This window comes from Streptomyces sp. NPDC048057 (assembly GCF_040653095.1).
Classification (GTDB): Bacteria; Actinomycetota; Actinomycetes; order Streptomycetales; family Streptomycetaceae; genus Streptomyces.
The window spans coordinates 36,875-61,656 of the sequence record NZ_JBEZNF010000027.1; the positions used below are offsets into that span (position 1 = coordinate 36,875).

General features: G+C 73.8%; 8 protein-coding genes. All 8 read left to right on the forward strand.

Translation table 11 applies throughout. From position 1 onward, the window contains the following. Nucleotides 1–397: 397 nt before the first annotated feature. The 8 genes from AB0E05_RS28050 to AB0E05_RS28085 all read left to right on the forward strand — a co-directional run bounded on the left by AB0E05_RS28050 (nt 398) and on the right by AB0E05_RS28085 (nt 24,680). Nucleotides 398–1,270: an aspartyl/asparaginyl beta-hydroxylase domain-containing protein gene (locus AB0E05_RS28050; protein ID WP_361968406.1), complete on the forward strand. Its 873-nt coding sequence runs from the start codon at nt 398–400 to the stop codon at nt 1,268–1,270. Nucleotides 1,271–1,396: 126 nt separating this feature from the next. Beyond that, nucleotides 1,397–8,029, forward strand: a complete 6,633-nt coding sequence (locus AB0E05_RS28055; protein WP_361968408.1) for an amino acid adenylation domain-containing protein — start codon at nt 1,397–1,399, stop codon at nt 8,027–8,029. A 79-nt stretch (nt 8,030–8,108) separates the two neighbouring features. Then, complete coding sequence (locus tag AB0E05_RS28060; protein WP_361968410.1) at nt 8,109–9,467, forward strand: SidA/IucD/PvdA family monooxygenase; 1,359 nt, start codon at nt 8,109–8,111, stop codon at nt 9,465–9,467. Beyond that, entirely contained in the window at nt 9,464–15,598 is a 6,135-nt protein-coding gene (locus AB0E05_RS28065; RefSeq protein WP_361968412.1) for a beta-ketoacyl synthase N-terminal-like domain-containing protein, read from the forward strand. The genes AB0E05_RS28060 and AB0E05_RS28065 overlap by 4 nt, the downstream gene beginning before the upstream one ends. Continuing rightward, nucleotides 15,591–16,766, forward strand: a complete 1,176-nt coding sequence (locus AB0E05_RS28070; RefSeq protein WP_361968414.1) for an acyl-CoA dehydrogenase family protein — start codon at nt 15,591–15,593, stop codon at nt 16,764–16,766. The genes AB0E05_RS28065 and AB0E05_RS28070 overlap by 8 nt, the downstream gene beginning before the upstream one ends. Before the next feature lie 43 nt (nt 16,767–16,809). Next, nucleotides 16,810–22,815, forward strand: a complete 6,006-nt coding sequence (locus tag AB0E05_RS28075) for an amino acid adenylation domain-containing protein (protein ID WP_361968416.1) — start codon at nt 16,810–16,812, stop codon at nt 22,813–22,815. Continuing rightward, complete coding sequence (locus AB0E05_RS28080; RefSeq protein ID WP_361968418.1) at nt 22,802–23,611, forward strand: SDR family NAD(P)-dependent oxidoreductase; 810 nt, start codon at nt 22,802–22,804, stop codon at nt 23,609–23,611. Before AB0E05_RS28075 ends, AB0E05_RS28080 begins: the two co-directional genes overlap by 14 nt. A 79-nt stretch (nt 23,612–23,690) precedes the next feature. Next, complete coding sequence (locus AB0E05_RS28085; protein WP_361968420.1) at nt 23,691–24,680, forward strand: ABC transporter substrate-binding protein; 990 nt, start codon at nt 23,691–23,693, stop codon at nt 24,678–24,680. The last annotated feature ends 102 nt before the right edge of the window (nt 24,681–24,782 follow it).

Sequence of the window (24,782 nt, forward strand, 5' to 3'; positions counted from 1 at the left end):
GCTCCCAGGGGTGTCGATGTCCTCGGCGAGGGCGGACGAGTGGCGCTACGCCCCCTTGTTTCTGAGGTTGTGCCAGTGGTGGGACGTTCACCCAGAGAATGATCAACTTAGGTAAGGCTTGCCAAAGTATCGACCGGTCGTTTAGCGTCCTGCTCAGTCAACTCAACGTCTCAAAATGATGAGTTGGCCGGGGGAAAACACGTGCTCCTGCGCCACGTCTCCCCCCGGCACGGCCCCTACGGGTGCCCGTGCCGTTCTGCACGGAGGGTCGGCCGGACCCCAGTCCGTGATGTCAGGCGCCGCCATCCGAACGCGCGACCACAGCGCTGACCGAGGGCAGACGGTCCCCGTCCGCCCCGCGCGGCCACCAACCCGTGCCAGAAAGGGTGTTCTCCACGTGCGATCGCACATCCTCGGACAGATAGAACTCGACGACCGCCGGCTCGCCCCGGACCTCGCCTACCTCGCCTCCGTGCCTCGTGGGGAGGAGGGCTACGACGAGTTCAGCAACGGGTACTGGAAGAACATCCCGCTGTGGAACGCCAGTGGTGACTCCGGGGACGACCTGTACCGGGACATCTCCTCGCCCGCCCAACTCACCGAGCACGGCAAGCAGGCCGGCTACCTGCGGGAACTGGTGGAGAACGTCTTCGACACCGACCGGATCACCATGGTCCGCACCCGCAACCTGGTGGACGCGGTGGTGATCCCCCACCGGGACTTCGTGGAGCTGGAGCGGGACGCCGAGCAGTACTTCCGGGTGCTGATGTTCCTGGAGCCCAACTCCGCCGCACTGCACTCCGAGGACGACACCGTGCTCAACATGCGCCCCGGAGAGATCTGGTTCCTGGACGCCGGGGCGGTGCACGCCGCCGCCAACTTCTCGGCGGACAGCAGACAGATGCTCTGCGTCGACTTCGCCTTCGACGGTCCGTACGAGGAGGCGGACGTCTTCCGCGACAAGTCCTACCACCGGCCCGGTGCCGAACCCCGGATCATCGAGCGTCCCCAACTCCCCGCCGAGCGGCGGGAGGCGATCCTGAAGCTCGGCGAGGTGGTGGACCGCTCCAACTTCAAGGAATTCCTCTTCCTCCTCTCCAAGGTGCACTTCCGCTACGACGTACCCGCCGAGGAGACCTACGGCTGGCTCCGCTCGATCGCCGAGTCCTCCGGGGACGACCTGCTGGTGCGCAACGCCAGGGAACTGCGTGACTACGCCATCGGCGCCCGCACGCTGAGCGAACGCTTCTCGTTGAACTCCTGGTCCTAGGGGACACGGGCGTCATGGGGCGCGAACCGGCGCCCCATGACGGACCGCCGGGCGGCGGGACCGCACACGGGCGGTGACGGGACGGATGCCCCACTGCTGGGGGAAAGAGCGATGAGGAGAGGCACGATGGGCGCGACGGACACCGCTGCGGCGGAGCGCGACCGCAGACGCAGACTCGCGGCGCTGCGCAAGCGCATGGCCGAGAGCGGCGGCGCGACAGGAGGAGGCACGGAACCCGAACCCGTCGCCTTCGCACCCGGGGCCGAGACTCCGGCGAGCCCCGCGCAGCAACGGCTGTGGCTCCAGCACGCTGCCGACGCCACCGGTGCTGCACTCAACGTGGGCACCGCCCTCACCCTGCGCGGGCCCGTCGACGTCCCCGCCCTGACCGCCGCCGCCCGCACGGTCGCCGACCACCACGAGATCCTGCGGACCCGCTACACCCTGACCGGCACGGGCGAACTGCTGGCCGTCCCCGACCTGACGGCCGACACGTTGCCGGTGACCGTCACCGACACCCGGGGCAGCGACCTGGACGCGCTGATCGCCGCCGAACTGCGCACCCCCTTCGACCTGGAGGCCGCGCACCCGGTACGTCTGACCCTCTACGCCGAGGGCCCCGAACACCACACCCTGTTGCTGGTCGCCCACCACATCGCCTGGGACGACGCCTGCTGGGCGATCTTCTTCAACGACCTGGCCGCCGCCTACCAGGGACACGCCCTCGCCCCGACGGTCCGCTACGCGCAGGCCGCCCACGCCATGGAGCTGGAGCGCTCGGCGGCGCTGCCCGCCCTGCGCCGGCACTGGGCGGCGGCCCTGGCGGGTGCGGACCCGGCCACCGGGCTCGGCAGCGCCGTGACCCAGGACCACACCGGCGTCTGCCGCTCCCACGAAGTAGCCCTGGAGGCGTCCCTGTCCGGGGCGGTCGAGGAACTTGCCCGACAGTGCTCCACCACCCCCTTCGCGGTGCTGCTCAGCGCCTTCGCCGCGGGGCTGCGCCGTCACACGGGCAACGAGCGGGCCGTGATCGCGACCCCCGTGACGCAGCGGGACAGCGAGCTGTGCGCCCGCTCCCTCGGCTACTTCGGCAACGTCGTGCTGCTGCCCCTCGACGTCCCCGCCGGCCACGGCCTGGGCGGGCTCGCGGAGCGCACCGGACACACCGTCGCCGACGCCCTCCAGCACCAGGACCTGCCCTACAGCGAGGCGGTACGGCTGCTGGGCGCCGCCGGACGGCCCCGGCCGATCGACGTCAGCTTCGGCATCGAGGACGCCGGAGTCCACCTGGCACTGCCCGGCGTGGCGGTCGAGGCCCGTGCGGCGCGCGGCGGAATCGGACAGGTCCCCCTGTCCGTGATGGCCCGCCGCGCCCCGGACGGCCGCTGGGTGCTGCGCTTCGAGCACCTCGAAGACGCCTTCCCCGACGGCCGGATCGACTCCCTCGCACAGACCTCCCTCCGGGTACTGCGAGCAGCCCTGCGCGCCCCCGGAACCTCCTTCACCGAACTCCCCCTGGTCACCGAGAAGGAACGCGAACTGCTTCTGGGCCGGGGAACCTCCCCGGCGTTCATCGGGCCCTGGCGCTCCGCGGTGGACCGGATCGAAGCGCAGGCCGCAGCCCAGCCGACCGCGGTCGCGCTGCGCACGGCCGGGTCCACGCTGACCTACCGCGAGCTGAACGACCGCGCGGCCGCCGTCGGCCGCTGGATCGCCGCCCGGGGCATCGGCCCCGAGGACCTGGTCGCCTGCGCACTGGGACGCACCGCGGACAGCGCCGTGGTCGCCCTCGGGGTCCTGAAGTCCGGTGCGGCGCTGCTGCCCCTCGACGTGGCACACCCCCCCGACCGTCTGGCGCGCCTGCTGGCGGAGGCGGCCCCCCGCCACCTGTTCACCAGCGCCGCCACCGACGACCGGGTACCCGGCGACACGGTCCCGCGGACCGTCGTCGACTCGCCCTCCTGGCACGCGGAGCTGGAACCGCTCTCGGGTCTGGGCGAGCTGACCGATCGCGACCGGGTGCGCCGGCTGCGTCCGCAGAACCTGGCGTACGTCATCTACACCTCGGGTTCGACCGGAGCGCCCAAGGGAGTGGGCGTCTCCCACGCCGCCCTCGGCGACCACCTGGAGTGGTTGACCGGCCACTTCCGGGACACCCACGACGAAGGCGAGAGGGTCCGCTGGCTCCAGCTGGCCTCGCCCGCCTTCGACGTCTCCCTCGGTGAGCTGCTGGGCCCGCTGTGCGTCGGCGGCGAAGTACTGGTGCCCCGGGCGGGCGCCGAGGCCGACCTCGACCTGCTCTTCGACGAGGTGACCGCGCTGCGGGCCACCGTCGTCCACGCCGTGCCGTCCTTCTTGAACTACCTGGCGGCGGCGCCGAAGCGGCCGCTGGCCTCGCTGCGCTGGCTGCCGGTCGGCGGCGAGGCGCTGCCCGGCGAGCTGGCCGACCGGGTGCGCGCCCGGTTCGGCAACGGCGGCAGGCTCACCCTCGGCAACTACTACGGCCCCACGGAGACCACTCAGTCCGTCACCGGCTACCGCGTCGAGGGCCCGCAGGGGCATCGCACGGTCCCCATCGGGCGGCCCAAGTGGGGAAACACCGCACTGCTCCTGGACTCCGCACTCGGCCTCACCCCGCCGGGCGAGACGGGAGAGCTCTACATCGAGGGCAGTTCGCTGGCCCGCGGCTACCTGGGCCGCCCGGCGCTCACCGCCGAGCGCTTCGTGCCCAGCCCGCTCACCCCCGGCCGTCGGCTCTACCGCACCGGGGACTTGGCGCGCTTCGGCGCGGACGGTGAACTGGAGTTCGCCGGCCGGGCGGACGACCAGGTCAAGATCCGCGGCTTCCGAGTGGAACCGGGCGAGATCGAGGTGGCACTGCGCGCCCAGGACGGCGTGGAGCAGGCCGTCGTCGTCGCCCGCGAACAGGCGGAGACCGGAACCGGGCTGGTGGCCTACCTCACCCCGGCGGGAGACCAGGACATCGACCTGCCGGCACTGCGCGCCCGCCTGACCGCCGCCCTCCCCGCCCACATGGTGCCCGGATCCTTCGTCGTTCTGGAGAAGCTGCCGCTGACCCCGGCCGGCAAGACCGACCGCCGCGCACTGCCGGAGGCTCCGCCCGAGGAGACCGCCGCCTTCCGCCCCCTCGACGACGTCCTGGAGCGCGAGATCGCCGCGCTCTTCGCCGAGCTCCTCGCACCGGCCGGCGAACCGGCCGGCCAACCGACGGGCGACGGCGCGCCCACGGTCGGCGGACGCCGGGTCGGTGCCGACACCTCCTTCTTCGAACTGGGCGGCCACTCGCTGCTGCTCACCCGTCTGCTGTCGCGGATCCGCCGCGGGTACGGCACCGTCGTCTCCGTACGCGACGCCTTCACCCGCTCCACCCCCGCGGGGCTCGCCCGACTGGTCCGCGACGGCGCCGCGGACGATCGGGGCTACGACTCCGCCCTGCCGCTGACCGCCCGGAACCGCCCGGCGAGCGTCCCCCTGTCCTTCGCCCAGCAGCGCATCTGGTTCGTGGACCGGGTCGAGACGGACAGCACCACCTACAACGTGCCCATCGCCCTGGACCTCGTCGGCCCTCTCGACACCGAAGCGCTGCGCGGCGCTCTCGGCGATCTGCTGCTCCGGCACGAGAGCCTGCGCACCGTCTTCCCCGACCACGAAGGCGTCGGCCGCCAGGAGGTTCTGAACGACCACCGCGTCGAACTGCCGGTGACCGGGACGGGGCCCGAGGACCTGGAGTCCGCCCTCGCCGGGGCCGCCGCGCACCCCTTCGACCTCGCCCGCGAACGGCCGCTGCGCGCAGCACTGTTCCGCGTGTCCGAGCAACACCACGTGCTCTCCCTGCTGCTCCACCACATCGTGTGCGACGAGGTGTCGGCACGCCTGCTCGTCGACGACCTCACCCGCGCGTACGCGGCCCGGCTGGGCGGCGGCGGCCGGGACGGCTCCCCGGTGCTGCCCCCGCTGCCCGTCCAGTACGCCGACTACGCCCTGTGGCAGCGGGAGCGGCTGGACGCCGCGGACGGCACGGCCGACCGTCTGGCGGAGTTCTGGCGCGGCTACCTGGCCGATCTGCCGCAGGACACCGCCGCAACTCCGGACCGTCCCCGCCCGGCCCGGCCCGACCCGGCCGGCGGCGTCGTCACCTTCTCCTTCGACGCCGACGTCCGCCAGGGCGTCGAACGGCTCGCCGAGGCAACGGGCGCGACGCCGTTCATCGTGCTCCAGGCGGCCGTCGCCACCTTGCTGTGCAAGCTCGGCGTCGGCGACGACGTGCCGCTCGGCACCCCCGTCGCCAACCGGCCCGACGAGGCGGTGACGGAGGCCGTCGGACTCTTCGTCAACCTGCTGGTGGTACGCAACGACCTCACCGGGGACCCGACCCTGGAGGAGATCGTGCGCCGCGCCAGGGCACGCGCCGTGGACGCCTACCACCACTCCGAGCTGCCCTTCGAGCGGATGGTCGAAGCCGCCGGGGCCGAGCGTTCGCTGAGCGTCAACCCGCTCTTCCAGGTACTGGTCCAGCTACGGGACGAGGAGGACCTCACCCGGGCGGCCGGCGGGCTGCGCTGGCGCTCCCTGCCGCAGCACACCGCCACCGCCAAGTACGACCTCTCCGTCAACTTCGAGCCCAGCGGGCAGTCCGGCGGCTGGACCGGAGAGCTGATCTACCGACGCGACCTCTACGACGAGGTCACCGTGCGGCAGATGGTCGACCGGCTCGGCCTGGTGCTGCGCACCATGGGCAGGGAGCCCGGACGTCGGCTGCACACCCTGGAACTGGTCACCGAAGCAGAGCGGCGGTTGATCCTGGGTGAGTGGAGTCGCGGGCCCGAGGCAGCCCCCGAGCTGGCCGAGACCCTGCCCGAGCTCATCGAGCGGTCCAGGGCCGCACTCGACCTGCCCGGCGCCGCCGAGCGGACCGCCGTGGAGTGCGCGGGCCGCACCATCGGCTACGCCGAACTCCACCGGCGCAGCGACCGGCTCGCCCGGCTGCTGCTGGCGCGCGGCGCGGGACCGGACCGCTTCGTCGCCATCGCCGTACCCCGCTCCGTCGACATGGTGGTCGCGCTGCTCGCGGTCGTGAAGACCGGAGCCGCGTATCTGCCGCTGGACCTGCGGCTGCCGGCCGAACGACTGGAGTACATGATCGGCGACGCCGCCCCCGTCGTCGTGCTCACGCGCTCCGACGCCGTGGCCGGCCTGCCCGACACCTGTGCGGCGCCGCTGTTTGCGCTGGACGGCGCAGAGGCGACGGCCGAACTCGCCGCGCAGTCCGACGAACGGCTGCCCGAGGAGGTGTCCCACCGTGCCCGGGGCGAGAACATCTCCTATTTCCTCTACACCTCCGGGTCCACCGGCGTACCGAAGGGCGTGATCGGCACCCAGCGGGCCTACGCCGCCCGGCTGACCTGGCAGCCCGTGCACTACCCCGCGGCAGAGCCCGACGTCCGGCTCTGCCAGGGCTGGCTGAGCTTCCACGACGGCGGCTGCGAGATCCTCGCCGGCCTGATCGCCGGGGCCCGTCTGATCGTCGCCGACGAGGCCGAGGCCCGCGACGTGGGCAGTCTGACCGGCCTGATCGAGAACAACCCGATCGGGCAGGTCACCGCGGTGCCCACCGCCATCAACGCGCTGCTCGGCGTCTCCCCGGAGGCGGTCCGCTCGGTGCCCCGCTGGATCAGCAGCGGCGAGCCCATGACGGCGACGCTGCTGCGACGGCTGCGAGCAGTCGCACCGGACGCGGAGATCGTCAACAACTACGGGGCCACCGAGCTGAGCGGCGGCGTCGTCCGGGGGCCGATGCACCGTCACGGGCTGCACCTGGGCACCCCCGTGGCCGGCGCCCGGGTACTGGTCCTGGACCGCCACCTCAACCTCTGCCCGCCCGGGGTGCCCGGCGAGGTGTACGCCGCGGGCCACCAACTGGCCCGCGGCTACTGGAAGCGTCCCGGCCTGTCCGCGGCCCGCTTCCTGCCCGACCCCCACGGCGACGTCCCCGGTACCCTGCTGTACCGCACCGGGGACCGGGCCCGCTGGAGCCGGGACGGCCGACTGCTCTTCGACGGCCGCACCGACCACCAGGTGAAGCTGCGCGGCATCCGGCTGGAACTCGGTGAGATCGAAGCCGTTCTGCGCCTGGCGCCCGAGGTGGCGCTGGCCGCCGCCCGCACCCACCGGGAGAACGACTCCACCCTGCTGGCCGGGTACGTCACCCTGGCCGACGGGAGCGTCGACCGGGACGCGGCGCTCGCCTCCGTCCGGGAACACCTGGCCCGGGAACTGCCCGTCTACCTGCACCCGTCGGTGCTCACCGTGCTGGACGCCATGCCGCTGACCGGTTCCGGCAAGCTGAACCGACCCGCCCTGCCGCTGCCGGACCTGCGTACCTCCGGCACCCGGCAGCCCCCACGCGGCGCCACCGAGGAAGCCGTTGCCGCGCTCTTCGCGGATGTACTCGGCGCGGCGGACATCGGGCGCGAGGACGGCTTCTTCGCCCTCGGCGGAGACAGCATCATCTCCGTCCAACTCGCCAGCCGGGCCCGTGCCAAGGGACTGCGGGTCACCGCGCAGATGGTTTTCGAGAACCCCACCGTCGCCGAACTGGCCGAGGCGTGCGAGCGCGCCGAGGCCGACGACACCCGCAGCCGTGAAGCCGCTCCGGACGTGCCGGCTCCGGACACCGAGGTCTCCGGCCTCGACAAGGACACCCTCCAGTCGCTGCTCGGCAACTGGAAGCGAGCCTGACATGTCCGCCGCGACACCCCCCAACACCCACGCCACCCCGCCCCCGGCGGGACCGTACGGAAGCTGGAGCACTGAGCCGATGGAGTCGCTGTCCCTTCAGGACGCCCAACGGCGCTTCGGCGCCGGGAGACCCGAGACGCGGGGGCTGATCTGCGTCGTCGGCGCGGGCCCCAAGGCGCTGGCCACCGCGGCCAAGAGCCAGGTGCTCAGAGAACTGGGCGTGGACGCGTCTCGCGTGCTGGTCGTCGAACCCTACGACGTCGGGGCCAACTGGACAGCCGTCGGCGGCCGTACCAACGGCCGCCCCCGGCTGTCCACCAGCCCGGAGAAGGACCTCGGATTCCCCTACGCCTCCCGGGGGCACGGCACCGAGATCGACGTCGCGGTCAACACGCGGATGCAGGAGTTCTCCTGGACGGCGTTCCTGGTGTCCGCCGGCCGCTACGCGGCCTGGGTCGACGCGGGACGCCCCAGCCCACGCCACGCGGACTGGGCCGCCTATCTGCGGTGGGCCGCCGAGAACATCGACTTCCCCCTGGTCAGCGGCTGGGTGCGGGGACTGGAGACCTCCGGCGGCCAGTGGGAGGTCACGGTCGAAGGCAGCACCGGAGGCTCCGCCGTCCTCTGGGCCGACCACGTCATGATCAGCGGCCCGGGCCCGCACGACGGCCGGCTGGCGAGCGACGCGGTCTGCAGCATCGAGGAGTTCTGGCGGCTCGGCCTGGACACCACGCTGCTCGACCCCAGCGTCGCCGTGGTCGGCGGAGGAGAGACCGCCGCCGCCGTCGTCGAGGACCTGATCCGCCAGCACTCCGGGCGGACCACCGTGATCAGCCCGTACCCCGTGGTCTACAGCCGTGGCGAGGGCTTCTTCGAGAACGCCCTCTATTCCAGCCCCGAACGCTGGCGCGAACTGCCGGAGCGGGACCGGCGCGAGGTCATCGCCCGTACCGACCGGGGGGTGTACTCGCCCCGCGCCATCGAAGCCATCGCGACGGAGGCGGCGGTGCTGCACCAGCAGGGCACCGTCACCGCCGTGCGCCGTGCGGGCACCCAGGTGGAACTGACGCTGCACAACCCGGGCCGTGCCGAGCACACCTGCCGTTTCGACGTGGTCATCGACGCCACCGGAGCTCGCCCCGACTGGTTCCTGGACCTGCTGGGGAAGGGGGCCCGCGCCGCCGTCGCAGCGATCGTCGGCGACGCCCCGGAGACCGCGGAAGCCCTGGAGCGGCACATCCGCGCGGACCTCTCCCTCGACGGCCTGCTGCCCAAGCTGCTGCTGCCCACCCTCGCCGCCTACGCGCAGGGCCCCGGGTTCGCCAACCTGAGCTCCCTGGGGCTGCTGTCGGATCGCGTCCTGGCGGAGAACCGGAACGCCCCCGCGCCCGCCACACGGCCGCGGGTCTCGCTGCCGGAGGGCGGCAAGCCGGCATGACGCACCCCGAGCAGGGTGCCCCGCCGCGGGGCACCCGGGAAGAAGACGCCCCGCGGCGGGCCCGCCAGGACATCGCCGTCGTCGGCCTCGCCTGCCGGGTGCCCGGCGCCGAAAGCCCCGACGAGCTGTGGCACCTGCTGGCCGAGGGCCGCCGCCCCGACGGCCGAGCGCCCGAAGGCCGCTTCGCGACCGCAGAAGTACCGGCTGATGTGCGCACGCGGGTCGGACAGGGCTCCTACCATCCGGACGCCGGGCGCTTCGACGCCCGTCTCTTCCGCATGTCCGACCGGGAAGCCGCCGCCATCGACCCCCACCAGCGGTGGACGCTGGAGCTGGCCTGGACCGCCCTGGAGGACGCCGGCCAGGATCCCTCGGCACCGCGCGAGCGTGGCCTCGGCGTCTTCGTCGGATCCATGGGCGCCGACTGGGCGATGGAACACGCCGCCCGCCGTCGCGGCGCCATCGGACCGGGAACCCTGGCCGCCACCGCGCCCTCGATGATCGCCGCCCGGGTCTCCCACGCCTTCGGGCTGCACGGCCCCAGCCTCGTCGTCGACACCGGGCAGTCCTCCGCGCTGGTCGCCGTCCACCACGCCGCGCAGGCCATCCGGGCGGGCGACTGCGCCGGAGCGCTGGTGACCGCCGTCAACCTCAACCTCTCCACCGAGAACGCCACCGCCACCGCCTCGTTCGGGGGCCAGTCGCCCTCCGGCCGCGCCACGCTCTTCGAAGACGACGCCGACGGTTACGTACGCGGCGAGGGCGGCGCGGCCGTCCTGCTGCGCCCCCTCGCCGACGCGCTGCGCGACGGGGACCGCGTCCACGCCGTGCTCCGGGGCAGCGCCGTCACCCACGACGGCTCCGGCACCCTGCTGGTGCCGGCCCCCGAGGCGCACGCCCGGACCATCCGGCGGGCCTGCGCCGCCGCGGGGGTCGACCCCGCGGCCGTCGGCTTCGTCGAACTCCACGGCACCGGCACCCCGGTCGGCGACCGCGCCGAGGCCGACGCCCTCAGCCAGGTCTTCGCCCGCTCCGGTGACACCGGACCCGCTGTCGGCTCGATCAAGACCACCGTGGGCCACCTGGAAGGCGCGGCCGGACTCCTCGGCCTGGTCAAGGCGGTGCTGGTGGTCGCCCGGGGGACGGTGCCGGGCACGGCCGGGCACCGGGGTGGCGCGCTGGCCCGCCACCTCGCCGACGACGGCATCACCGTGCCCGCGTCTCCCGTGCCGTTGCCGCCGGGAGCCCTCGCCGGCGTCAGCTCCCTGGGCATGGGCGGCACCAACTGCCACGTGGTGCTCGCTCCGCCGCCGGCGCCTGCGGAACCCTCTTCCGGGCACCCGGGGGGCGAAGCGCAGACACCCGCCCCCGAGGCCGTCCCCGTGACGCTGTCCGCGGCCTCCCCCGAGTCGCTGCACGCCACCGCCGCCGCGTTGCGCGACTGGGCCGAGGCACAGGGCGAGTTGCTGGCCCGGCCCGGAGCCCTGGCCTCGGTGGCCCGCACCCTCACCACTCGGCGCGCCCGGCTGTCCCAGCGCGCCTCCTTCACCGCCCGCTCGGCTGCCGAACTCACCGGCCGCCTGGACCGGATCGCGCAAGGCATCCCGGGGCGCGCCGTGCACTCGGGCGCCGGTCCGCGTACCCGTACCGCCTTCCTCTTTCCCGGGCAGGGCGCCCAGCGGCCCGGCATGGGCAGCGGACTCCTCGAACTGCCCGGCTACTCCGCGCGGTTCGATGCCGTGGCGGCGCACGCCGACCCGCTCCTCGACATTCCGCTGCGCGAGCTGACCCGTGTCCGCGACGGAGCGGCGGAAGACCATCCGCTGCACGACACCCGCTACACCCAGATCGCCCTGTTCGCCCACGGGGTGGCGCTCAGCGGCTGTGCCGAGGACCTCGGCGTCCGCGCCGATGTCCTGGGCGGCCACTCCGTCGGAGAGCTCACCGCCGCCCACGTCGCGGGCGTCCTCGACCTGGCCGACGCCGTACGGCTGGTGGTCGCGCGCGGTGCCGCCATGGCCGAGGCCGAGCCCGTCGGCGCGATGGTCTCGGTACGGGCCGAGGAGAGCCGGGTGCGCGAGACCCTCGCCGCCCTCCGCTGCGAGGTGGAGATCGCCGCGCTCAACGGCCCCTCCTCCACCGTCATCTCCGGAGACCGCGCCACCGTGCTCGCCTGCGCGGAGGCTCTTCGCGCCCGTGGATACCGCACCCGGCGTCTTCCGGTCCGCCACGCCTTCCACTCCCGGCACATGGATCCGGTGCTGGCAAAGTTCCGCGCCACCGCCGCCGCGATCACGTACCGCAGACCGGCGCGACCGGTGCTGTCCAACCTGAGCGGCCGGTTCGCCGAGGGCGCGGACCTGATCACCGCCGACTACTGGGTACGGCACATTCGCCACACCGTCCGCTTCGGCGACGGCCTCGCCACGCTGCGGGCCGACGGCGTCCGGCTCTGCCTGGAGCTCGGTCCCACCCGCACGCTCACCCCCTTGGTGAGGGCCGCCGAGGAAGACGGCCCCGAGATGACCGCCGCCTCCTTCGGGCACGAGGAGGACTCCGAGTACGTCGCCTTCCTGGACGCGCTGACGCGCGCCCGGTCCCACGGCCACGCGGTGCGGTGGCACGCGCTGCCAGGTCTGGACGCCGCCGGCTGGACCCCGCTGCCCACCTACCGCTTCACCGGACGCGACCACGGGTCCGGCGAGCAGGCCGCAGCCGCCTCCCGCCCGTCCGACCCAGCGGCCGAAGCCCCCGGCCCGGCGGCACAGGCGCTGCGAGACCCGCTGGCCCTGGTGCGTGCGGCGATCGCCGAGGTACTGGACGTCGCCGACATCCACACCCGGTCGGCCGACACTCCTCTCGCCGACCTGGGAGCGACCTCGGTCGACGGCTTGGAGCTGCGCGCCGAACTGGCCTCACGCACCGGCCTGAACCTCGCCGCGTCGCTCGTCTACGACCACCCCACCCCCCGGGCGCTGGCCGAGCACATCGCCGCCCGCCTCGGGCAGCGCCCCGGCGGACCGCCGCGCACCCCGGCTCCCGCGCGACCGGTGCGGCGCTCCCCCGACTCCGAGCCGGAGCCCGATCCCGTGGTCATCGCGGCGGCGGCCTGCCGCTATCCCGGCGCGGTGTCGTCCCCCGAGGAACTGTGGCGGCTGGCGTCCTTCGGGCCGTACGCCGTCGGGGGCTTCCCCGACGACCGGGGTCAGCACTGGTCCGACGAGCGGATACGGGTTCGATCCGGCGGATTCCTGGCCGACGTGGCGGGCTTCGACGCCCCCTTCTTCGGCGTCTCACCGCGCGAGGCCCGCGCCATGGACCCGCAGCAGCGCATCATGCTCGAACTGTGCTGGGAGTCGCTGGAGCGTGCCGGGATCGACCCCCGCTCCTTGCACGGCACCGAGACAGCGGTGTTCCTCGGCGCGATGGCGGGCGACTACGCGCAGGCCGCCCACGAGGCCGGCGACGAGCTCGGCGGACACGAACTGACCGGCACCTCCAACGCCGTCCTCTCCGGGCGCATCGCCTACCATCTGGGCCTGACCGGACCGGCGCTGACCGTCGACACCGCCTGCTCCTCCTCCCTGGTCGCCCTGCACCTCGCGGTTCGCTCGCTGCTCCAGGGTGAGTGCGACATCGCCCTGGCCGGCGGGATCACGGTGATGTCCACCCCCAGGATGTACCGGGACTTCCAGCGGCTCGGCGGACTGTCCGCGGACGGCCGTTGCCGCCCCTTCTCCACCGACGCCGACGGCACCGTGTGGAGCGAGGGAGCCGGCGTGGTGGTGGTGACCCGACGCTCCGAGGCGCGTCGCCGGGGCCTGCCGGTGCTGGCCGTCGTCGCGGGCAGCGCCGTCAACCAGGACGGGGCCAGCAACGGCCTGACGGCACCGAGCGGCACCGCGCAGCGGCGGGTCATCGAGCGGGCACTGGCCGACGCCGGCCTGCGCCCCTCGGACATCGACGCCGTGGAGGCGCACGGAACGGGAACCGTGCTGGGCGACGCCGTCGAGGCGCAGGCACTGATCGACAGCTACTGCACCTCCCGGGCAGGCACGGAAGGCGACCCGGCGGCCGGCCCGGGCCCCCTCCACATCGGCTCCCTGAAGGCGCTGACCGGGCACACCCAGGCCGCCGCGGGAATCGGCGGGGTCATCGCGGTCGTCGAGGCACTGCGCCACGCCGAACTGCCGCCGACCCTGCGCGGCATCGAGCCGACGCCCAAGGTGGACTGGCCGTCCGACGCCGTGCGGGTGCTCACCGAGCCGGTCCCGTGGCCGCGCGGGGGCCGCACCCGCCGGGCCGCCGTCTCCTCCTTCGGCATGAGCGGCACCAACGCCCACCTCATCCTCGAAGACCCGAACCCGGGCGCGAGCCAGAGCCCGGATCCGGCTCGGAGTCCGCAACTCCCGCCGGGAACCCGCTCGCCCCGGACCTCGTTGCCGTTCGTCGTCTCCGCCGCCTGCCCGGAGGCGCTCGAAACCCAGTTGGGCCGACTGAGCGGGGCATTGGCCGAGCCCGGCCCGGGGCTGCCGGCGGCTGCCCGCACCCTTGCCACCCGCCGGGCCGCGCTCCCGCACCGGGCGGCCGTCGTCGCGCACGACCGCGCCGGGCTGCTCGCCGGCCTGGAGGCGGCACGGACCGGGGCGCCGCTGGAGGGCGTGGCGCGCGGCACCGCGCACGGCGAGTACGCCGTGGCCTTCGTCTACCCCGGCCAGGGCTCCCAATGGCCCGGGATGGGCCGGCGGTTGCTGCGGGAGGCCCCGGCCTTCGCCCGCGAAGTGGATCGCTGCGCGGACGCCTTCGCTCCCCATGTGGACTTCTCCGTCACGCGTCTGATCGCCGGGGAGGAGCCGGCCGGTGTCGCGGACTCCCTGGAGGGCGTCCAGGTGGCGCTGTTCACGATGATGGCCGGGCTCACCGCCCTGTGGCGGAGCAGCGGAGTGGCGCCGGACCTGGTGCTCGGCCACTCCCAGGGGGAGGTGGCGGCGGCCTACGCGGCCGGGGCCCTGACCCTTCAGGACGCGGCCGCCGTGGTCGCCACCCGGGCGCGGCTGCTCTCCTCCCTGGCGGGTACCGGCGCCATGACCGTGCTCGGCCTGGACGAGGACGAGACCAGGCGGCTGCTGGCCGGGCGCCGTGACGCTTCCGTGGAGGTCGCCGTCTGCAACGGGCCGGGCAGCACCGTGGTCTCCGGGCCGCCGGAGGCCGTCGAAGAGCTGGCCGACCACTGCCGGCGCGCCGGGATCCGCACCGTCGCGGTCGCCGTCGACTACGCCTCGCACTCCGCGATGGTGGAGCCGGTGGCCCGCGCGCTGACCGACCGGCTCGCCGGGATCGTGCCGCGTCCGGCCCGCGTCCCGTTCTTCTCCACCACCCGGGCCGACTGGCTCACCGGTGCCGAAGTGGACGCGGGGTACTGGTACGAGAACCTGCGTGGCACGGTCCGCTTCGCGGACGCGGTGGCCGCCATCAGTGACACCCGCCCCGCCGCGTTCGTCGAGGTCAGCCCGCACGAGGTGCTCACCGCGCCGATCACCGCGGTGCTGGACGGTCTGCGGGAGCGGCCCGCGCCCGTCGTCGGCAGCCTCCGCCGCGACCAGGGCGGCTACCGCGACTTCCTCGCCCGGCTCAGCTACGCCTGGACCCAGGGCGTCCCGGTTCGCTGGGACGACGCGTTGCCCGGGGGCCCGGGACCACGTCCCCGGGACGCCACGGGGGACGAGGAGGTCGCCGCCCTGCCGCCCACCCCCTTCCGGCACCGGCGGTTCTGGATCCGGACGGACGCCCCGGCTCCCGCCCGGCCGGTCCTGCCGGCCCCGCCGCCGCCCACCACGGGGGCCGCCCCCGGCACGGCGTCGGCCCCGGCGGACGCCGAGGCGGCCGTGCTGGCCCGGGTCACCGAGGTGCTCCAGCTCCCGGGCGGCCGGGCGGCCGAGGAGGGCGACCGGTCCTTCCGGGAACTGGGGCTGGACTCGCTGACCACGATCGATCTGCGTCGCCGTATCCGGGAGTCGCTCGGTGTGCCGGTGCCGATCGACGTCTTCCAGACCCATGACACCCCGCGGCGGCTCGCCCGCTGGGTGCGGGACCACCTGACCACCACCGAGGAGGAGCGGCGCGATGCCTGAGACAGCACCACGATGGACCGAACTGACCGCGGCCGACGCCGCGTTCGCCGAGGAGCGGCTGCCCGGCCTGCTCGACCGGCTGGCCGAGTACCCGTTGGCCGAGCTGGAATCGTCCGCCAGCCCGGTACTGCGACTGTTCCGTGAAGCGGGCGGCCCCGGGCTGCTGATCCCCACCCGCCACGGCGGCTCGGGACTGGACTGCGGTCAGGCACTGCGGGTGCAGTCCGCGCTCGCGACCCGCTCCCCCTCGCTCGGTGTGGGCACGATGATGCACCACCTGGCGGTGGTTTCCTTCGTGGAGTACCTGCGCGTCCACGTGGGTGATGACGCGCCGCAGTGGTCGCTGCTGGCCGCCGTCGCCCGCGACCGCCGTCTGCTCGCCTCGGCTTCGTCCGAGGCCCGCCGCGGTGACGACGCCCTCGTGCCGCGGACCACCGCCACCGCCGTCGCGGGAGGGGAGGAGTTCGTGCTGAGCGGCGCCAAGAAGCCCTGCAGCCTGGCCCGTTCCATGGACATCCTCACCACCAGTGTCCGCGTGTGTTCCGACGACGAGCGGGACGGCACGGTCGCACTGGCGGTCATCCCCGCCGGCCTGGACGGAATCCAGGTGCGGCCGTTCTGGAACAGTCCGGTGCTGGCCGCGGCCGAGAGCGAGGAGATCGTCCTCGACGAGGTGCGGGTGCCCGCCGTGATGCTGCTGCCCGGAGGACGCCCCGAGCGCGGCATGGACGAGCTCCAGACCCGGGCCTGGATCTGGTTCGAGATCCTCGCCTGTGGCACGTACCTGGGCACCGCCCAGGCGCTGTTCGACCGGGCCGCACACGCCCCGCGCACCGATCGCCGGGCTCTGGGGGAAGCGGCCGCCGATCTGTACGCCTGTCGGGCCGCCTGCGCAGCGGCAGCCGAAACCTTCGACGCGGGTGCCTCCGCCGAGAAGGCGATGGGCGCCGCGCTGCTGGCCCGGCTGCACGTGGAGGAGCGCCTGCCCGAGCTGTGCTCCCGGCTCGCCCGGCTGCTCGGCGGACTCGCCTTCGTCACCGGCCCGGACCCCGCCTATCTGCTGTCCGCCGCCCGGGCCCTGGCCTTCCACCCGCCCGGTCGGGCGCCCGCCGCCGACTCCGTCGGCAGGCACCTGGCCGGCGAGCCACTCGACCTTTCCATCTTCTGAGGAGCACGACTGTGTCACGTCATCGTTCGGAGGCGGAGTGAGCATGGGGATGCCGATAGCCCACCTGGTGCTGCGGATCCGGGGCGAGCTGCCCGCCGGGCGCTGGGCGACCGCCTCTGACGGGGACGGCCGCCCCGCCGCGCACACCGCCACCGCCGACCTCTCCGGGAAGGAGCCCGCAGCCGCCCTGTCCGCCTTCCGGGAGTTGCAGCGGGAGCAGTGGCACGACGCCCTGTCCCGCCCGGACGGCGACTGGACGCTGCGCGTCGCACGGATGCCCGCCGACCCCGCGGAGCTCCGGGAGACGCACCTGGTCTCGTTGGCCGCACCCCGGTCGGCGGTCACCGCCCACCTGCCGTACACAGCCGCCGCCGCCCTGTGTGCCGGACTTCGGGACGGCTCGCCCGCCCCGACGCCGCACGCGGCCCAGGGTGCTCGTACCGGCTCCGACGCCGGTTCCACGCCGCGCCCGAGGTTCGCTGCGCGGCGCCGCGTCCACGCCCCCGTACCCGACCGGATCCCGGAGGAGCGCTTGCGCTCCTGGCTCTCCGCTCTGCTGCCGGCGGCGTCGCCGGGAAGCGTCCGCGACGCCTCTGAGGGTCCCGCCGACGCACCCTGGCGCACGGCGCACGCACCCGACCCCGAGGGCGGGTCCCTGCTGTTGGTCGACCGGGGCTGGGTACTGGACCTGCCTGAGGACGCCGCAGGTCCGGGCCGTACCGTCACCATCGAGGAGCACAGCGAGGACCCCCGGCACGCCTACCCGCTGGCCGTCGAGGTGCGCATCGGGGACGACGGCGGCCGTATCGCCGTCGTCGACCACGACGTCACCGCCGTTCCCCGGGTCGACGCCGACCGGCTGGTCGCACGGATCATCCGGGGCGAGTCCCTGCCCGCGCCGGACGCCACCGCGCTGCCCGTCCGGATCGCCCGCCGCATCACCGGGACGCCCGACGCCCCTGCCGTCATCCGGGGCGAGAGCCGCCTCGACTTCCGGACGCTTGGGGAGCGCTCCGCCGCGCTGGCCGGGCTGCTGCGACAGCACGGCCACGGGCGCGGCAGCGTCATCGGAGTCGCGCTGCCCCGCTCGGCCGACGCCGTCGTCGCGATCGTCGCGATCCTCCGCATCGGCGCCGCCTACCTGCCGCTGGACCCCGCCTACCCGCGCCGCCGCCTCGACTACATGGCCCAGGACTCCGGAGTGCGGACGGTGCTCGGCGACCGCTCCACCCTCGCCGCCTACCCGGAGCTCACCACCATCGCGGTGGACGCACCGGACTCCGCCCCGGGCGAGAGCACGGCCGGAGCCGACGGGCACTGGGCGCAGACCGGCCCCGACGACGCCCTCTACGTGCTCTACACCTCCGGATCGACCGGCACCCCCAAGGCCGTGGTGCACACCGTCGGCGCCATCGGCAACCTCGTGGACTGGCACGGCCGCACCGCCACCGCCGAGGCGGACGGCCGGGTCCTGCAGTTCGCCAGCCTCAACTTCGACGTCGCCAGCCAGGAGATACTCACCGCCCTGGCCGCCGGAAAGTGCCTGGTGCTGCCGGAGGACGAGGAGCGCACCGACCCCGAGGCGCTGGTGCGGCTGCTGGCCCGACAGCGCGTCACCGAGTACTTCTGCCCCCAGGTGATGCTCCAGGAGGTGTGCCGCGCCGCGTGGGAGACCGCCACCACGCTGCCCGACCTGCGGCACGTCTACCAGTCCGGTGAGCCGCTGGTGATGAACGACTGGATAGCCCGCTTCCTGGACGCCAACCCCCGGGTCACCCTGCACAACCACTACGGCCCCACCGAGACCCACGTCATCACCGGCTTCCCGCTGTCCCGGGGCGGGCGCGGCCATGCGCGCGGCCCGGTACGCCTCGGCCCGCTGCTCGACACCTGTACCGCCCATGTGCTCGACGAGGAGCTGCGGCCGGTGGCGGCGGGTGCGGTCGGCGAACTCTACGCCTCCGCCCGGCAGCTCTCCCGCGGCTACCTGGGCCGCGCGGCGATGACCGCCGAACGCTTCGTCGCCGACCCGTTCGGGCCTCCCGGTTCCCGCATGTACCGCACCGGGGACCTGGTGCGGCTGCTACCGGACGGGCAGCTCTCCTACGTCGCGCGGGCCGACTTCCAGACCAAGATCCGCGGCCACCGGGTGGAGCCGGACGAGGTGACCGCCCGTTTGCTGGACGCACCGGAGGTGGCCAACGCCGCCACCGCGGCCCGCACCACCGCCGGCGGCGCCAAGGTGCTGGTGTCCTACGTGGTTCCGGCCGCCGGCTCCGCCCCGGACCTGGCCGAGCGGCTGCGCGACCGGCTGGCCGCCGCACTCCCGCACTACCTGGTGCCGTCCGCAGTGGTGCTGCTGGCCGCCTTGCCGCTGACACCCAGCGGCAAGGTGGACAAGGCGGCGCTGCCCGAACCCGAGACCGTCGACCGGCCGCCGGCCCTCGCCGACGCGGGCGGGACCGTCGGCGAGGTCGCCCGCATCTGGGCCGAGGCCATCGGGACCGGTGACCCCGGCCCGGACGACGACTTCTTCCAGGCGGGCGGCAATTCGCTGGCCGCCATCGCGGTCGTCGCCGCCGTGCGTGGACGCTTCGGGGTCCGCATCGGCGTCCGGGACATCACGGCCCACCCGCGGCTGCGGAACTTCGCCGCGCTGGTGGAGAGCCGCGCCCGGGGAGTCCGGGAGGACGACGGCGAACTCTCCCTCGTCGCACGTCCCGACCTGCGCTTCGAACCCTTCGACCTGCTCGACCAGCAGCAGGCGTACCTCATCGGCCGGGGCAGCGACATCGAGGGCGGCGGCGTCGCCTGCCACCTCTACCTGGAGTACGAGGGACGCGAGGCGACCGGCCCGGGCGACCCCGACGGCCTGGACATCCAGGACGCGGAGCGGGCCCTGCGCCAGGTCATCGAGGCCCACGACATGCTGCGTACCGTCTTCGACGAGAACACCATGACCCAGCGGGTGCTCCCCACCGCCGACGTGCCGCCCTACCGCTGCGAGACGGTGGACGCAGTCGCCGACCCCGCGGCAGCCGCTCACGTGCGCCACCGGCTCTCCCACGAGATCCGTCCGCCCGGCGTCTTCCCGCTGTTCAGCGTGGTCTTCGTGCAGCTGCCGGGTGGCCGGCTGCGGATGTGCGTGAGCATCGACGCGCTGCTGGCCGACGCGCGGGGGGTCCAAGTGCTCTTCGACTCCTGGGCCGCCGCGCTGCGCGGTGAGGCCGCCGCCCGCCCCGGGACGCCCTCCTTCCGTGACTACGTCGCCGCCGTCGCCCGCATCCGCGAGACCCCCGAGTACCGGCGGGCCGCGGCCTACTGGACCGAACGGCTCGACTCCCTCCCCGAGGGCCCCCGGCTGCCGCGCCGAAGCGGCCCGGACGCGTCCGCCGACGCCCCCGTCTTCGTCAACCGCCGCCACGTCGTCGACGCGGAGCGGTGGTCCCAGGTGTCCCGGGCCGCCTCCGAACGCGGGCTCACCCCCACCGCGGTGGTACTGGCCGCCTACGCCTGGGCACTGGCGCAGTGGGCCGACGAGCCGCGCTTCGTCCTCAACGTGCCGCAGATGAGCAGGCACCCCGTCCACCCCCGGATGGACGACGTCCTGGGCGAGTTCGCCTCCTTCACCCTGCTGGAGGTCGACACCGCGGGTGTCTCCTCCTTCGAGGAACTCGCCGCCCGGATCCGCGACCGGCTGGTGAGCGACCTGGACCACCGCCATTTCAGCGGCATGGACGTCACCCGCGAGCTGATCCGCCGCCGGGGCGGTGTCACCGGCGCGCTCGCCCCCGTCGTGATGACCAGCGAACTCGGCGTCGGCGACGGCGTGGACCGGATCCTCGACGGCCGGCTCCACGAGACCTTCGCGCTCAGCCAGACCCCGCAGGTCTGGATGGACCTGCTGCTGCGGGAGCGCGAGGGGGCCCTGGTGCTCAACTGGGACGTGGTCGAGGAGCTGTTCCCGGTGCCCGTGGTGGACGGTGTCTTCCGGTTGCTCACCGGGCAGTTGGAAGCACTGGCCCGCGACGGCGCCGCCTGGTCGGCCCGTCCGCTCGCCGCCCTCACCGCGGAGCAGGTCGAGGAGCGCGACCGGGGACCGCACCGCGAGCCCGTCGGCATCTGGCCGCACACCGCGATCGCTGAGCTGGCCGCCGCCGACCCCGGCGCACCCGCCCTCGTCGACGGCGAGCTCACCGTCACCCGGGGCGGACTCGCCGCCGCCGGCCGGGCAGTGGCCGAGGCCGTCAGCGCGGCGCGCGGCGGTCCCGCCTCCCCGGCCCAGCCGGTCGCGGTGCTGCTGGAGCGCGGCTGGCGCCAGTACGCCGCCTGCCTCGGCGTACTGGAGGCCGGCCACCCCTATCTGCCCCTCGGCGACGACCTGCCGCCCGACCGTATCGCCGCCGTCCTGCGCCGTGCCGGCGTCCGCCTGGTCGTCACCGACGCCTCGACCGCCCGGACCGCCGGGCTCGCCGCCCCGGAAGGCGTGGGGACCGTGGACGTCTCCGCGGTGCGGCCGGACGCCGCGCCGCCGAAGAGCCCCCCTCCGGCCGACGAGCGCGGGCCGGAGGACCTGGCCTACGTGCTCTTCACCTCGGGATCCACCGGCGAGCCCAAGGGAGTTCCGATCACCCTCGGCGGGCTGGCCAACTGCGTGGAGCACACCGTCGATTCCTTCGGGCTGACCGCCACCGACACCTCGCTGGCTCTCGCCTCGCTCCACCACGACCTGTCGCTGTTCGACCTGTTCGCGATCCTGGGCGCCGGCGGCACGGCCGTACTGGCCGGGCGAGGTTGCGCCACCGACCCGCAGGAGTGGGCCCGGGCGGTCGCCCACCACCGGGTGACGGCGCTGTGCGCGGCACCCGCCGTGGTGGAAATGCTGCTCGACGGTGCGGGAACCGGCGACGCCCTGGAGTCCCTGCGACTGGTCCTCACCGGCGGCGACTGGGTGCCCCGGCCGGTGCTGCGCCGGCTGCGTCAGGCCGCCCCCGAGGTGCTGCCGGTGAGCATAGGCGGCCCCACCGAAACCACCGGCTGGAACATCTGGCACCCCGTGCCCGATCCGGACGCCGACACCGGCGAGTGGGCCACCGTCCCGTACGGCCGCCCCATCTCCCGCACCCGCTACCGGGTCGTCGACGACGATCTGACGGACCGCCCGGACTGGGCGACGGGCGAACTGCTGGTCTCCGGAATCGGAGTGACGCCCGGATACCTGGCCGACCCCCAGGACGCCCGCCGTCGTCACTACACGGACCCCGCCACCGGCGAGACCTACTTCCGCACCGGCGACCTGGGCCGGTGGCGCGACGGCGTCATCGAGTTCATCGGCCGCAGGGACGACCAGGTCCAGATCCGCGGTCACCGGGTCGAGCCCGGGGAGCTCGCCGCCTTCCTCAACGGCTGCCCCGGGGTGCGGCGGTCCGCCGTGCTGACCCTGCCCCCGGGCGAGCGGCACGCCGTCCGGGGACTGGCGGCCTTCGTGGTGGTCGACGGCGACGCCGACCGCCACGAAGCAGCCGAAGCCGTCCGGGCCGAGACCCGGCGGGGACTGCCCGCGCACCTGCGCCCGCAGCGGGTCGTCGTCGTGGACACGCTGCCCACCACCCGCAACGGGAAGGTGGACCGCGAGGCGCTGGCACGCCGGTACGAGGAGGAGCAGGGCAGGGCCGGTTCCGCCGTCCCGGAGGGAACCCCGGCGGAACCGGAGGACGCCCTGCGGTGGCTGGTCCGTGAGATCTGGTCGCGCCATCTGGACGGCGTACCGGTCGGTCCCGAGGACAACTTCTTCGCGCTGGGCGGCGACTCCCTGAGCGTCTCCCGCGTGGTGGTGGAACTCCGGGAGGTGCTGGCCGGTGCGCGGATCCGCCCCGGCGGCATCTTCGCCACCCGCAGTGCCGACGAGTTCGCCGCCCATCTGCGCCGGACGGAGGAAGCCCCCGGCAGGCTGGCGGAGATCGCCGAGCTGTACCGCGAGGTCTCCACGATGACCGACGACGACCTGGACGCCTATCTGGAGGAGGAGGGCTCCCATGCCGGCGACTGACTCGGCACCCCCGGCACAAAGGATTCGGCCACGCGCCCTGATCACCGGGGCCAGCTCGGGTCTCGGGGCGGCCTTCGCCGATCGGCTGGCACGGGACGGATACGACCTGGTCCTGGTCGCCCGCGACGCCGGGCGGCTGGCGGAGGTCGCCCGGCGGGCCGAGGAGCGCCACGGGGCGAACTGCGCAGTGCTCCTCGCCGACCTCACGGCCGCTGCCGACCGGCGGAAGGTCGCCGAGCGCATCGAGGAAGGGGTCGACTTCGTCGTCAACGGCGCGGGCTTCGGCGTTTCCGGGAGCTTTTGGCAGCTGGACCGGAAGGTCCTGGAGGACCAGCTCGCCGTCAATGTGACGGCACCTCAGGAATTCACCCACGCCGCCGTACGGACCATGCTCAACGGCAGCGGCGGCACCGTGGTCAACCTGTCCTCCATCACCGGCCTGATTCCGGGCAGGGGATCCACCTACGCCGCCTCCAAGGCGTGGACCCGGTACTTCTCCCAGGGGCTGAGCGCGGCCCTGCGGGGGACCGGGACACAGGTGATGGTGCTGTGCCCGGGCTTCGTCCGCACCGAGTTCCACGCCCGTGCCGGAATCGACGTCCGTCAGGTCTCCGAAGGCTGGTGGATGGATCCGGGCGACGTCGTCGACCGGTGTCTCACGGACGCGGCGCGCGGTCGAACGTTCTCGCTGCCGGGACTGCGCAACAAGATCTTCATCGCGGTGGTGTCCCGGCTGCCCAGACCACTCGCCCAACGTGTCAACCGGATGCTCGGCAACGCCAGCGCCCGGGCCTGACCGCACGACCGCACGACCGACGAAAACCTCTTGCCGCGCTCTGCGGCAACGCACCACTACGAAAGCGAAGAACCCCAGAATGAGAACTCGCCGAGCCCTCGCCGCAGTTGCGCTGGCCCTTCCGATCCTGCTGACCGCCTGCGGCGGCGACCCCGCGCCCGCCAAGGCCGCGAAGGACCAGACAGCCCCGGCCCTTCGCGAGATCTCCCACGACCTCGGCACCGTGAAGGTGCCCACCAAGCCGGAGGCCGTCATCGCCCTCGACGAGGTCGCCGGACTGACCCTGCTCTCCTTCGGCATCAAGCCCGACGCGGTCTACCTGGCCAGCGCGCAACCGCGCGCCCAGGAGATCCTCACCGCCAACGGCGTGGAACTGCGCAAGATCGAGGTCGGCAAGACACCCGAGCTGGAACAGCTCACGGAGGACTCGCCCGACCTGCTGGTCGGTACCGGCGCGGCCGGGGCCACCGGGCAGAACTACAAGAGCCTCAGCCGACTGGCCCCCACCGTCGTTCTGCCCATCGAGGGAGAGTGGCGCGAGATCGTGCGACGGACCGCCGGCTTCTTCGGGAAGGAGGAGCTCGGCAAGCGCCAGATCACCGCGGCCGAGACCGTGCTGGGCACCGCCGCAAAGGCGGTGAAGGGCAAGCCCACCCTCTCCCTGCTGGGTAACTCCTTCGGTGCCAACAACTTCACCATGCCGCCGCACGTGCCCATCTCCACCTTGATCGCGGAGGCCGGCTTCACCCGCCCCGCCTTCCAGCAGAAGAAGGCGAAGGGTTACTCGGTTCCGCTGTCGGAGGAGTACTTGCCGGAGCAGGACGCCGAGCTCATCGTCGTCCCGCGCGGCGACTTCTACACCCCGGACGCACTGACCAAGAACCCGGCCTTCACCGCCACCGGAAAGGTCGTCACCCCGGACGCCGACGTGTGGTTCGGCATGTCCGGCTTCGCCTTCTACGCGTCCGCCCACGACCTGCACGCGCTTGCCTCCGGCAAGGGCAAGCTCAGCTCGGCCGAGAACATCCAGGACATCTGGGCCGCGTACCTGAAGGCCACCAAGGTCTGAATCCGAGAGCCGCTGCGCCGCAGCGGACACGCGGTGCCCCCGTGGCCGCGGGGGCACCGCGCCACCAGCCGAGACGACAGGCCGAGGAGACGATCAGCCGGC

Bases quoted from the DNA above. Each gene is read 5' to 3' on its own strand.
- AB0E05_RS28055 (WP_361968408.1), top strand. From the start codon at position 1,397: ATGGGCGCGACGGACACCGCTGCGGCGGAGCGCGACCGCAGACGCAGA.
- AB0E05_RS28080 (WP_361968418.1), top strand. From the start codon at position 22,802: ATGCCGGCGACTGACTCGGCACCCCCGGCACAAAGGATTCGGCCACGC.
- AB0E05_RS28075 (WP_361968416.1), top strand. From the start codon at position 16,810: ATGGGGATGCCGATAGCCCACCTGGTGCTGCGGATCCGGGGCGAGCTG.
- AB0E05_RS28085 (WP_361968420.1), top strand. From the start codon at position 23,691: ATGAGAACTCGCCGAGCCCTCGCCGCAGTTGCGCTGGCCCTTCCGATC.
- AB0E05_RS28070 (WP_361968414.1), top strand. From the start codon at position 15,591: ATGCCTGAGACAGCACCACGATGGACCGAACTGACCGCGGCCGACGCC.
- AB0E05_RS28060 (WP_361968410.1), top strand. From the start codon at position 8,109: ATGGAGTCGCTGTCCCTTCAGGACGCCCAACGGCGCTTCGGCGCCGGG.
- AB0E05_RS28065 (WP_361968412.1), top strand. From the start codon at position 9,464: ATGACGCACCCCGAGCAGGGTGCCCCGCCGCGGGGCACCCGGGAAGAA.